At 50.6% G+C, this 12,892-nt stretch carries 10 protein-coding genes; 1 reads left to right on the forward strand and 9 read right to left on the reverse strand.

Features of this window, described 5'->3' with window-relative positions; all coding sequences use genetic code 11:
- Positions 1-127: 127 nt before the first annotated feature.
- The 4 genes from ABEA66_RS06280 to ABEA66_RS06295 all read right to left on the reverse strand — a co-directional run bounded on the left by ABEA66_RS06280 (position 128) and on the right by ABEA66_RS06295 (position 5,108).
- Positions 128-847, reverse strand: coding sequence for an NAD-dependent deacylase (locus ABEA66_RS06280; RefSeq protein ID WP_345586926.1), 720 nt, complete (start codon positions 845-847; stop codon positions 128-130).
- 113 nt (positions 848-960) lie between these two features.
- Positions 961-1,893: a manganese-dependent inorganic pyrophosphatase gene (locus tag ABEA66_RS06285; protein WP_345586927.1), complete on the reverse strand. Its 933-nt coding sequence runs from the start codon at positions 1,891-1,893 to the stop codon at positions 961-963.
- 228 nt (positions 1,894-2,121) lie between these two features.
- Positions 2,122-3,669, reverse strand: coding sequence for a pectinesterase family protein (locus ABEA66_RS06290; RefSeq protein ID WP_345586928.1), 1,548 nt, complete (start codon positions 3,667-3,669; stop codon positions 2,122-2,124).
- 17 nt (positions 3,670-3,686) lie between these two features.
- The gene (locus tag ABEA66_RS06295; protein ID WP_345586929.1) at positions 3,687-5,108 is read right to left on the reverse strand and encodes a pectate lyase family protein; all 1,422 of its coding nucleotides are present in this window, start codon (positions 5,106-5,108) and stop codon (positions 3,687-3,689) included.
- Positions 5,109-5,486: 378 nt separating this feature from the next.
- Here ABEA66_RS06295 and glsA point away from each other — a divergent pair, with 378 nt between their 5' ends.
- A complete protein-coding gene (glsA, locus tag ABEA66_RS06300) occupies positions 5,487-6,425 on the forward strand; it encodes a glutaminase A (protein WP_345586930.1) in 939 nt (312 codons plus the stop codon).
- 175 nt (positions 6,426-6,600) lie between these two features.
- Here glsA and ABEA66_RS06305 read toward each other — a convergent pair whose 3' ends face one another.
- From ABEA66_RS06305 to ABEA66_RS06325, 5 genes are all read right to left on the reverse strand, one after another.
- The gene (locus ABEA66_RS06305; protein ID WP_345587377.1) at positions 6,601-7,179 is read right to left on the reverse strand and encodes an LOG family protein; all 579 of its coding nucleotides are present in this window, start codon (positions 7,177-7,179) and stop codon (positions 6,601-6,603) included.
- 259 nt (positions 7,180-7,438) lie between these two features.
- Positions 7,439-8,779, reverse strand: a complete 1,341-nt coding sequence (locus ABEA66_RS06310; RefSeq protein ID WP_345586931.1) for a jacalin-like lectin — start codon at positions 8,777-8,779, stop codon at positions 7,439-7,441.
- Between the two features lie 236 nt (positions 8,780-9,015).
- A complete protein-coding gene (locus ABEA66_RS06315; RefSeq protein ID WP_079908228.1) occupies positions 9,016-10,686 on the reverse strand; it encodes an extracellular solute-binding protein in 1,671 nt (556 codons plus the stop codon).
- Between the two features lie 82 nt (positions 10,687-10,768).
- Complete coding sequence (locus tag ABEA66_RS06320; RefSeq protein WP_345586932.1) at positions 10,769-11,641, reverse strand: carbohydrate ABC transporter permease; 873 nt, start codon at positions 11,639-11,641, stop codon at positions 10,769-10,771.
- Between the two features lie 21 nt (positions 11,642-11,662).
- A complete protein-coding gene (locus tag ABEA66_RS06325) occupies positions 11,663-12,628 on the reverse strand; it encodes an ABC transporter permease (RefSeq protein WP_079908226.1) in 966 nt (321 codons plus the stop codon).
- Between the last annotated feature and the right edge of the window lie 264 nt (positions 12,629-12,892).

The raw sequence follows: 12,892 nt of genomic DNA on the forward strand, positions 1-12,892 counted from the left end.
AGGAAAACCGGCCGAGAAACGTCTCGCCGGTTTTGTTGTGTTATTCCAGAGTAAACAGTTTGTTTAAGGATAGCTGCAAGTCTTTAAATACATGGGAATAGACCGTATCCTGCTCCATATACGCCTTCTATCCCCTTATCTCCTCATCCGTCTTTAGCAATGTCTCACCTATAGAGCGATGAATGACCAAATCTGCATAAGAATCCAAAGGAGTCGGGTCATAATTCACAATGACCAGTTTCGCTCCTTGAGCTTTTGCCTTTCTAGGAAGCTGGTTGGCTGGGCTTACCTGTAATGAGGAGCCCAACACAATAAACAGCTCAACTCCATCTATGAGGCTCTCTGCTAGCCGAAGCGAAGCATCTGGAAGCATTTCTCCAAAGAGCACGACATTAGGTCTGATAAACCCTCCGCAACTGCATGTCGTCATCGTGACAGGTGGACCGTACATTCGGGATTCATACTGCTTATCGCAGCTCATGCAGCGCATGCTCCCCAGATCTCCGTGCAGCTTGGCTATCCGCTTGGTGCCCGCTTGTTCATGATAACTTTCCACATTCTGAGTAATGATACCGCGGATAATTCCTTGCTGCTCCCAGCTTGCTAGAATGCGGTGTCCTTCATTGGGCTGATGCGAGTTCATCTCTTGAATACGCCATTGGTAGAAACGGACAAACTCCGCCCGGTTCGAATGGATAGCTTCAATGTCTGCGAGCTCGATTGGATTCCGGTTATTCCACATCCCCCGATCCGCTGAGCGAAAATCCTGCAGTCCGCTTTCGGTGGACATCCCGGCACCCGAGAAAATGACCGTGGCGTTCGATTCCAATAGCAGCTTGGCTAGCATAGCTCTCACCTCTATATCTCAGATATTAATAATTCCTCAAAAAAAAGCTCCCCTTACAGGAGCAAGGCTGATGAAGCCATTTCCTGTTGGGGAGCTATTTATCCGAAGCTCAATTATTGCTTGTTGAAAATGTCGGTCAATACCGGCACGATTTGCGATTTGCGGGATACAACGCCTTTCAACACCGCTTTGTTGCCGGACAATGTTACGTTGTAAGCCTGCTCTACCGCGCTGGCTTTGCTGCCCAATGCTACGCCGATGGAGTCGTTGTTCAAGATGTCGGTAACGACGAACAGGAACAGATCCAGCCCTTTGTTGGCGATGATTTGGGCAAGAGCCGCTTCCAGCTCCGCTTGGCGGGACAGAACGTCGTTCACGTCCACAGCGTTCACTTGAGCGATTTCTACTTTGCTGCCGCCCATTTGGAACTCTTTGGAGTCCAGGGAGATCAGTTGAGCGATCGTTTTGTCGCTCAGGTCTGCGCCGGCCTTCAGCATAGCCAAGCCGTATGTTTCAAGCTCCACGCCTGCAATTTCAGCCAATTCACGAGCCGCCGCTACGTCTTGAGCTGTGCAAGTCGGGGATTTCAAAAGAAGGGTATCGGAAATGATGGCGGAAAGCATCAAGCCTGCGATTTCTTTTTGAACCGGTACATTGTTTTCCTTGAACAATTTATTCAAAATCGTTGTTGTGCAGCCTACAGGCTCGGCACGATAGTACAACGGATTGCTGGTTTCGAAGTTGGCGATACGGTGATGGTCGATAACCTCAGTAACACGGACTTTCTCAATGTCGCTTACGCTTTGTTGACGCTCGTTGTGGTCGACCAAAATAACGTCGTTCACTTCGTTAGCCACAGCTTCAACCAAGCGCGGCGCGCTTACTTTAAAATAATCCAAAACAAATTGAGTTTCGCTGCTGATATTGCCAAGACGAACAGGCTCTACGTTAGCGCCTAATTTCGTCTTCAAATCAGCATAAGCAATAGCCGAGCAAATCGAGTCCGTATCCGGATTTTTGTGACCGAAAATCAATGTTTTTTCCATTATTTTACTCCTTAATCGTATTTTTTGCTTAGAAAAGTATATCATAGAATGATTTCCGTATCTAGATTATAACCCTGAACCTCCTTATTCCCATGACTTTACCATGAATATTAAAATAACCCGACAAAGTAGTGGGCCATGGCTTCGAAAGCGGCTCAGGCACTTTGCGGGGAGGCTTAACAAGAAAGCCCTCGATTTGCTATAAAAGCAAGCTCGAAGGCTTTCTTCCTAATACGTCGGATCCCAGCCGTCGCTGCCCGCCAGCACGCTCTGTGCGCTCATCGCACCCGCTTGCGATGAGGTCAGCTGCCCTGCCCAGCTGACTCTGGAGGCTGCGTCTGCTCCGGGTCCTGTAGAGCCGAATTCTTTGTACCTTGCTGTGCTCTGGTTCGCCGCATTCCCCCAATCATCCCAGCCGGCAGGCTTGATATGGGTATCCATCCAGGTGTACAAATAGGTGACCGAGGAATAAGGCCGCCAAGGGCGTCCCAAAGCGACAGTGTCATTCCCCGCCCCGCCGGTCGTCAGGCTGCTGGTAATGAATACGTAGCCGTAAGCCTTGCTTTGGTCCGTGGATGCGGCAGTGACATAGCCGCCGTTCTTGCTCTTCAGCTCGCAGTTCTCGAAGACGGCCGTAGCCGACCCGAAGACAAAATCGACCGTACCCTCGATGTAGCTGTCCCGGTAATACTGTCTTCCGCTGCCGTTGGCATATAACGTGTCCTGATTGCCGAGGATTCGCACATTGCGGAAGCTGGCCCGGTCCCCTCCCACGTACAGCGCAACCGCCTGCCCTGCGGCCGGTCCCGCCGTGTTCTGGAACGTAATATTTTCCGCCGTAAAATCATTGCCGTAGACGAATACGCTCGAGCTGTTGGTCGTTCCTCCCGCTGAGGAAGCGCTGTCGTTATAGGTGAGAATCGTACCGGCCGCGCTTTCGCCGAGCAGAGTGATATATGGCTTATTGGCCGGGAACGTAAGCTTCTGATTGTAGGTGCCGTTCTTCACATAAATCGTCCTGGGGGTCGTATTATTCACCGGAATCGCATCAATGGCCGCTTGAACGGTCGTGTAGACGCCCGGGCCGCCTGCGGCATCAACGATTAATGCTCCGGATGGCACGCCGGACGCTGCCGGTTTCACAACGATATCATCCAAATAATGAGACCCTGCCGAGGAGTTGGGGGTATACGACTCCAATCCGTCAATGACCGAAACAGCGGAATAAAAGGACGCCTGGCTCACCTTCTTGACACCATTCAAATACACGTCTGCTTTATCGGTGGCAGCGTTGGCCACAATCCGGATGCTGTACCAAATGTTCGGCTGGTAGCCGCTTATCAGCGTAGTATAGGTGTTGTCCGCGTTGCGGTAAGCAATGCCGCCGGATATCGTTTCAATGGAGACGGCAGGCGTATTACCGCTTAACAAGCGGATTATCTTCGTATTATTCACCATTGCCGGCTGCATAAATTTCAGCTCCAGCTCCGTCGTTCCCGTCTGTGACGCAAACGTCTTCTTCAAATTGACCAGCCCGGTTGTACTGGTATCGTTCAGATAGACGCTTTTATTCGATGCGCTGGGCACGTTAACGACCCTAACGGTACCTCCCGCTTCGGATAAAGTATATCCCGAGGGTGCCGCTCCTGCCGTGCCGCCGTTAAAATCATCATCCCACAAAGGGGCAGCAGCATACACTTGCCCTGCAGGCAGGGCCGAAGCCAGCGAAACCGCCAGCAGCGCAGCGCCGCAAACCATCTTCCACCATTTCAGCATATGGACCATCCTTTCTGCTATTTGCGGATTTTACCTGCGCCTGCGGTTTTGAGAACATTGGCGGGCACAGTTGACGCGCTGTCTTTGATATAGGAATAGTAGTCTGCCGGATTAAACACGCTTCCTCTCGTATCGGTTGCCCCGGTGCAGTTATCCTTGATGTTGTCGCTCGTAAATACAATATCTCCCGGGGTAGCCAGATCGATCTGCGTGACATCCTCCGAATCCTTGAAATAGTTGCCTTCGACCAAAACATCCGCATCGTTATGGCTTGTAATACCATAGTCCCCAATGTTCAGATAATAATTGTTGAACACATGGACATCGGCTCTATTGACCCTTGGGTTCCTCTGATTCGTTCCGTTGAAAAAATTATGGTGAATCGTAACGCGAGGCCGGTTCGCATAACCGTCCGTCCCTATGCCAATCGTTTTGTTATGGTTGGATAGCACGGTGTTGGACAAGGTGACGTAGTCGCCGCCCTTCACAACATCCATCAAGCCATCCTCCATATGCGTTAGCGTGCAGCGGTCAATCCAAACATGATGGGCGCCATTTTGAACGGTAATCGCGTCCCAATCCCCCAGCTTCCCGTCCCAGGATTGGAAGGAGTCTTTAATGGTGAGATTGCGGATGATGACATTTTTTTCGTTGTTCGTTACTTCCAAGCCCCCGTAGACCAGCGCTGCGCTGGTGCCCAAGCCGATGATCGTCTTGTTCGATTTTACTTTCACCTTATAGCCCCAAGGCGACATGGAGATGGTCCCTTGAACGCGAATGGTAAGCGGATCTGCCGAGTTGGCATAAGCCTCCAGCTCCTGCTGATTCGTGGCTGTCACGATCGCTCCTCCCGCTCCGCCTGTCGTGCCGTTTTGCCCGAGAGCGTCGTAGCCTGCCCAGCCGATAGGGCTTAAATCCTTTACGATAACCGTATAGCTGTCCCCTCCGGAGGAATTGCCCAAAGCAACGTTCGTGTTAGCGCTTACATCTTTCTTATAGACACGAAACCTCACGGAATCGCTGTTGACCATGTCATCTCCGGTATCATACCAGCCGGACAGCCAGCTTGGCAGCGTTTTTCTTGAGTCCCATGCCACATAGATTTGGGCTTTTACCAGCACCTGAAAAGACAGCAGTGTAGAACCTGTGTAATTCTTGGAGCTCGCTGCGGCTTGAAACCACTGCCATCCGTAATATGGATCAGGCATCGTAGTGATGGTCGTCGCGCGGTCTCCATATTGCTTATCCCCAGGCTGTAGGCTGTATTGAAGTGACCAGGCTGCGGCATTCGCGCTGTCGTTTATGTTAATGTTCTGAACAACCCCAGCCTGCGTAACCGCCGCCTGCGCTTTTGGAATGGGTGTCCACACAAGCAGCACTGTGCATAACGCGACCCACAGCTTCAAAAATGAACTCCATGATCCCTTTTTCATTCTCATAACCTTTACTTTACCTCCTTCAGGTTTCATAATGATCTAGCCTTTACATACCATAAGGATTCGTTGCGGGAGTCACCTCCTATTGGCTTTCGGATGGAATTGCCGTCTCCGGCCAGCATAATGCATAGAGGAGAACGGAATCACACCGATTATCACCCTTGTAAGCGTAAACATCTATAGTCCGTATATAACCTCTTCCTTTCCGGCTCCCATTTTTATGAAAATACCTCCGAGCTAACCTGACTCTGTGCTTCAGTTAACTTTTCCCAAAAATGTATGGTAATAAAGTTTTTCAAAATTCCCTGTTGCATCACAAAGGGATGAAAGACGCCCATGTCGAAAAAGATAAAAAAAAGGAATCGAGTGGAGGATAAATGTATGGATTCCGAATGGAGCCGACTTAGCACAGAGCTTCCCGGCTGGGTGGAAGCAAGCCGCAAGCAATCATCTCAGGGGAAAGTAGCATCTTACATTCCGGAGCTGGCCCATGCTCCTTGGGATGCACTCGGAGTGACCATCCTGGACGGTTCTTCCGGAAGGGTCAACGCCGGGAACCATGAGCTGCTTTTCACATTACAGAGCATTTCCAAAGTATTTACACTGCTGCTTGCCTTAATGGATAAAGGAGAGGACAGCGTATTCGCCAAGGTGGGTATGGAGCCTACCGGGGACAACTTTAACTCCATGCTGAAGCTGGAGCTTGTCGATCCGGGAATTCCGTTTAATCCCCTGATCAATGCCGGAGCCATCACGGTCTCCTCGCTTATTGACGGAGATACACCGGCTCAGAAGACCGAGCGCATCCTGTCGTTCTTCCGGGAGCTTGCCGGCGATAGCTCGTTAACCTATAACGACGCCGTATTTCGTTCGGAGACGGCTACCGCTCACCGCAATCGCTCGCTGGCTTATTTTCTTAAAGCCAATGGTGTGCTGGATGCCGATGTAGAGGAAGTGCTGCAGGTCTATTTCAAGCATTGCTCCATCGAAGTGAACTGCTTGCATCTGGCGAGAATGGCGTTGGTGCTGGCTTATGACGGCACCGATCCGCAAACCGGCCGTCAGCTTATCCCCCGCCGTTATGTGCAGATCGCCAAATCATTTATGATAACCTGCGGGATGTATAATGAATCCGGCGCCTTCGCCATTCGTGTCGGGCTTCCGGCCAAGAGCGGCGTCTCCGGGGGTGTGCTTGCCCTCGTTCCGGGCCGATACGGTATCGGTGTTGTAGGTCCTGCATTGAATGCAAAGGGGAACAGCACCGCTGGTGTTCATTTGCTGGAGACACTTTCGGCTGCTTTTGACTGGAGTATTTTTTAATCGTAATGTCAGGGCTTATCCGCAAGAGGGGACAGGCCCTCTTTTACACCAATTGGAAACCCGTTCCAGGTAATCTTAAGTTAGCGGTAATAACTAAAAGGACCCTCTCGCCAACCGGCGGGTTATGGGTCCTTTGGTGTTTATAGCTCTCAATCCATGGCGCAACATTCGGATGTTATTTTAATTCCACCCATTTCTGTCCCTGCTTCACAGGAACATAATGAAGAAGACGCTCCACCAGGAGCTCAGGATCGGACTCAACCACGAGCAGTCCGAGATTTTCCTCGCGCATAAAGCCCTCTCTTATGGTATGCTCCAGCATGGCGATGAGAGGATCATAGAAGCCTCTTACATTCAATAGCCCAATCGGCTTCTGATGAATTCCGATTTGCGACCAGCATGCGGCTTCGAACAGCTCCTCATAAGTTCCGAGGCCGCCCGGCATGCTGATGAACGCATCGGATAAGTCAGCCATCAGCTTCTTCCGCTCGTGCATGGTACCTACTTCGTGGAACTCGGTCAAGCCGGTGTGGGCGATTTCCCCGCGAAAGAGGCCTGTTGGCATAACGCCAATCGCTTTTCTTCCCATGGAAAGCACTTTATCCGCAACACGGCCCATTAGCCCGACGCTCGCTCCGCCGTAGACCAGGTCGATGCCGCGGGCGGCCAGCACCTCTCCCAAGCGCAGTGCAGCAGCCTCGTAATCGGTATGGTTCCCGGGATTAGAACCGGAGAAAACACAAATACGTTGAATATTGTTCATAGTAACCCCCTGCTCATTTCCAATACAAAAATCATGATCGATAATTGACAATCGTTCAATTCCTATAATTATAGCAAATTATGGAGGTCAGGGCATCCGCGTTTTAATGGCTTAACGCATAAATAAACCTCCAAATGGCTTGGAGGTTTATCCTATCCTTATTACGCGATTGGAACTAGTGTTACAACGATTGTTCCAACCGGGCTTCTGTTAGCGGATGCACCGCTTATTTAGCACCTTGGCCCCTTCATTATGGCGCAAGCTGCTTATAAATGACTCCTATTCGATCCAGCTCCGCCTCTGCCTTGCCGAAGAAGCCGGCAATATAAGAACCGTCCGGAGCCTTGAAGGTTGCAGCTGAAGACGTCTTGGTGCCTCCGGACAGAACATTCCCCTTGTTCGTCTTGAATTCCAGGTAGAAGATTCGGTCATCGCCGTTCCGCTGTCCTTTATGCGCCGTAATCTCCTTTATATACTCGTCATTAGCCAGCTGTAATGCCTGATATCCGTTGGTGCTCGCACCGCCTGCCGTCAACACCGTACCATTGCCGAACGTTAACCGGAAGCCGTCCACACGGCTCCCCGAGCTGAGCTCTACCTTGGTTATTTTGGATTGGGCAGGAAGATGATCCAATTGATTGAAGAAATTACCCCCTGATCCTCCGAAAGGGCTGCTCACGGACACATTGGAAGCTATCGTGTACTGGAAGACAGCGGAGACGGGATAATGATCCGAGAGCTGGTTGCCGCTGCTGTCCGTAAATTTGGTATCCTCCAGCTTATAGGAGGTCGCCTGCAATTGAACGATGCTGCTTCCGCGATACAATATTTTATCGACGACTTCGTAGTTCGGTCCGTTAAGCTGGCTCGAATCCATAAGCGCATCCCCGTCGGGAGGAATGCTGCCGTTACGCACCAGCTCGATCCAGGCATCCTTCAGATGGTTCTCATCCAGCAGTTCCTCCATCACATCCCCGCTGCGGGTATACCGGCAGTTCGTATCCCCCATAACAATGACGGCGTTCCCGTCCGAGTACGTTTTGATGTAATCCTTGAGCTGACGGATGTTATCCCGGCGTGCATCCATCGAACCGCTGTCTGTCCCTGCATCGGCATGAAGTGTGTACACGTCTATATTGACTCCCGGCTCCAGCTGATGTCTTGCCACATCGAAGCCCTTGGGCGTCAATTGATCGCTTCCGTTATCGAAGATGCCGTAGGACTTGTTCCATTTGGTACGGATAAAATCGGTAAAAGGATACCTGGACATTCGGTTGAGCCCGCTTCCTATTCCGGCTGGTCCGCTCGTGGTAGAAAGATACGGAAGGGTCACGTATTTGATGAGATCATTATGGTAGTTGAAATCCTCTTGGACTACGACGATATCGTAGTCGTTAAGCAAAGGGCTGATTTTTTGCGTATTAGCGGCCGGACTTCCGCTTGATACCACATCGGGCAGCCCGGCCACATTTAGGGACAGCACCGAAAACGACTTGGGGGCAGCAGATTCCGCCGAGGCAGCACCCCCGAATAAAGATCCGATAGACAGCATCATTACGAGAGCGCAGCAGCCTTTCTTCAACCTGTTCATCCATCACAACTTCCTTTCCTGAGATTGGAATGTACCGCTTGCTTTGCTTCAATCAACCATGATCAAATTACCGGACAAGCTTGCTTCCTTCAGCATATTCGCAGGTTCAGGATCACCTCCTCCAGAGGCTGTTTCATACCCTATGGGGTATGAAAGAAATTATGCTCAAACAGGAAAGAGGAGCTTACTACATATGGCAATAAGCTCCTCTTGATGCATCTTAACTATGGCATGATTTACTTAAACTGGTCCTTCTGCTGCTTGACGATATCCCAGACGTCCTTGGCCAGGAACGCTTTATCCTTGTTCTCCGAATACCATTTGTTCATATAATCCTCGAGCTGTTTGCCGCCCGCTTTATCCCAGGCCGATTGCGCATCCTTGATGGCCTGCTCCGGCGAATACTTGCTTCCGCTGATGATCGCCTTTACGTAAATATCCGTCATGTCCTTCAGCAGGCTCGTATGAATCACATTGAGATCATTCGGGAACGGAGGCATATGTTCGCCGATTGTAATCCCCGGATATTGTCTTGACGGGTCCAGATATGTTTTTTGAGCTTCCTTATACAGCTCAAGTCCCGCCTTCTGCTCCGGCACATCCGGGTTGAACTGGTTAACCACGAAGCTGCATTTGTCCGTCGCCCGGGTCAGGAACATTTCATAGTCGCCGGCATAGCCGACCTCATTTTTGGATTTGGCCGGGTCGATAATTTGCGGACAACCGTTCGCGCCTTTTTTCCAGTGAACATTCTCGTCTCCGAACGTAATCTTGATGCCGGTTTCCGGCTTCATCATAAAGTCGAGATAGCGCATGACCGCTTCAGGGTCCTTCGCCTTGGCATTGACAACCGTCGTCATTTGGACGGGATTATCGATCGCCCCGGTAAATTGGCCGAACTGCGACTTCGGATAAGGCAGAGGCGCAACTTCCGCTCCAGGGGCATTTTTCTTCAGCGTAGCCAGATCATTGATCGCAAAGTCAAACCAGCTTACGCTGGAATTAATATAGATACCGATCTTGCCGTTCAGGAAGTCCTGCTTCGCCTTTGCTCCGTCCTTATCGTTGATGTAGTCCTTGTCGATGATGCCGTCATCGTAGAGACGCTTTTTGAAGGAAAGTGAAGCCAGCTCATTCTCCCATAAACGAACGACCTTCCCGTCCTTGATCCCCCAAGAAATCTGGCTCTTGGACATGGAATCGCCGAACATTTCATTAAGAGCCGTCTCCGAGTAGGTACTGATGTTCATGCCGTAGGTATCCTTCTTACCATTGCCGTCCGGGTCCTGATCGGCGAACGCCTTGGCCACGGTCATCATCTCTTCGGCTGTCGTCGGCATAGGCAGGTTCAGCTTTTTCAACCAGTCGGTACGAATGAAGAACACATGAAGCGGTGAGGCCTCCTTCAGCTTGCCGATTTCGTAAAGCTTGCCGTCCGGCTTGGTACCGGCTTTTTTCAGTTGAGGGAACTGAGTCAGGAGCTTCTGGTATTCCGGCATAAATTTCAAGTAATCATCCAGCGGAAGAAGCTGCTTTTGTTCATACACTCCGTGACGGAATGGCGTATTATATTCGTTAATAACATCGGGTGCCGAGCCGGAAGCGAACAGCACGTTCAGCTTCTTCGTGGACTCGCTGCGCAGCACCGGTACGTACTTGACATTGACAGGCCCGTTCTGGTTAATCCATTTGGTCCAGCGGTTTTCCTCATACGAGCCCTCCGATGCCGGAACGGCTCCCCGGTCATACATCGTAACGGTGATATCCCCCCGTTTGGCAGGTGCCTTGTCGTCGGTTTTGCCGGACGCTGCAGGCGTCTCCTTCTTGTCGGTACATCCGGCGAGAGCGGCCCCCATAGCCAATACAGCAGCCAAGCTCATCCCTACCCATAGTTTCTTTTGGTTCATGACCCTTTCTCCTCCTTGAATTTGTTAGAGAGCCTTGGTAAGAAGCATGCGGAAACTTTGCAGTACAGCCTTTCTTTTGCGGTTAACCCTTGACCGACCCCAGCATAACACCTTTGACAAAATACTTTTGCAGGAACGGATACACCAGCAGCATGGGAACCACCATGACGACGACCCCTACCGATTTGATCATTTCGTTCATCACCAGCTGCTGTTCGACGATATCCGTGGAAGCGGCCGCCAAAACATCGTTTTTTTGCAGCATGGCCTGGACAATGACCGTTAAATTTTGCATGTCGCTTTTGTTGATATACATCAGCACGTTCATGAACGCGTTCCAGTAGCTGACACCGTAAAACAGAGCCAGCGTAGCCAGCATAGGTAGCGACAGAGGCAAAATGATGCGGACGAGAAGCGTCGTTTCATTACAGCCGTCGATTTGGGCGGCCTCTTCCACTTCGTGGGGAATGTTCTCGAAGTAGCTCCGCATCAGAAGCATATTATAGGTACTTATCAGTCCGGTAAGCCAGATGGACCAGTAAGAATCTATCAGCGAAAGGCTTTTGACAACCAGATAGGTGGGAATCATCCCGCCTGAGAACAGCATCGTGAATACCATCGCAAGGACCATATATTTGCGCCCGTACAAATAAGGCCGGGAGAGCGGATAGGCCGCCAGAACGGTGCAGAGCATGCTCAGGGTGACGCCTCCGATCGTAATCCATAAGCTATTCAGGAACGCCTTGACAGCCGGAGTTGCAATGAAGAAAAATTTATAAGCAGTGAGCTGAAAACCGACCGGCCACAAAAAGACATGTCCGGATTCGACAGCCCCCCTTTCACTGAACGATACCGCGATAATATGGAGGAACGGCAGCAAGCAGGTTAAGGCAATAGCCGCCAGAGCCATATAATTGAGGGCGTAGAAGCATTTTTCACCGGTTGTCGCTTTCATGCGATCCCTCCTTCCTTTCATTTAGAACAGCGCTTGATCGAATTTGCGGGCAATCCAGTTGGCCAGAAGCACCAAGGTGAAGCTGACGACCGATTCGAACAGTCCCATGGCGGTGGTCAAGCTGAACTGGGCCTGCTGAAGCCCGATTTTATATATGTAAGTGCTGATGACCTCGGATACACCGGCTACGGCCGAATTTTGCAGGTTGTAGACCTGATCGAAGCCGACCTCCATCACCCGACCCATAGCCAGAATAAGCAGCAGAACGATCGTATGGCGAATGCCGGGAAGCGTGATATGCCAGATCTGTCTCCATTTAGTGGCCCCATCCATGCAGGCTGATTCATACAGCGAGGGGTCGATAGTAGTAAGCGCCGCCAAATAAATGATGGTGCTGAAGCCCATCTCCTTCCATACACCCGAACCGACAAAGATCGAGATCCAGGAGAACGAGTCATACAGGAAGGTTTTCGGTTCCATATCGAACAGCTTAAGGATTTTATTGACCGAACCATAGTCGGTAGCGAACAACGTCAAGACAATCCCTGACACGATAACCCAGGAGAAAAAGTGAGGCAAGTAGACGATGGTCTGGACCCATTTCTTAAACCACATTTGTCTGACTTCATTCAGCAAAATCGCGAGGGCAATGGGGATAGGAAAGCCGAACACCAGATTTAAAAAGCTGAGCCAAAAGGTATTCCATATGATTTGAACCGTATTGGCGGAGGAAAACAACAGCTTGAAATGCTTAAGGCCGACCCAGGGGCTGTGCAGAATGCCGTCAGCAAAGTTATAATTTTTGAAGGCAATCATAAGTCCGCCCATCGGGATGTATTTGAAGATGATATAAAAGGCGATGACCGGGATCAGCATGATCCAAAGCGGGATATTCTGCTTCAGCCTTCTTCTTCGCTGCAGGAGGGGAGATCTGCGCGCTTCGCTTGTCGCGACGGAGCCGGGAGCGCCTCCGGTATTTGCTCTCATGACCGCATCACTCCTCATTTCTTTGGTTAGATCATTTCTATACATTCATTATAAAAGGCTTTCAGCAGGCAACCCTTAAAAAATGTTAGACGAATCTATAATTTCATTGGATCGTTGTTATGTTTCTGTAAAGATCCGTATCCGTCAAGCCGGGAAGGCGTATCTCGATCCGCTGCCAGACTGCAAAGCCGCATCCCCTCATACAGCTCATTGAAAAATATCAATCAGCTCCTCACGGGCTGCATGCCCGTCAGGCAGCGCTTC

It is taken from the genome of Paenibacillus vulneris (assembly GCF_039543185.1).
Taxonomy (GTDB): Bacteria; Bacillota; Bacilli; order Paenibacillales; family NBRC-103111; genus Paenibacillus_S; species Paenibacillus_S vulneris.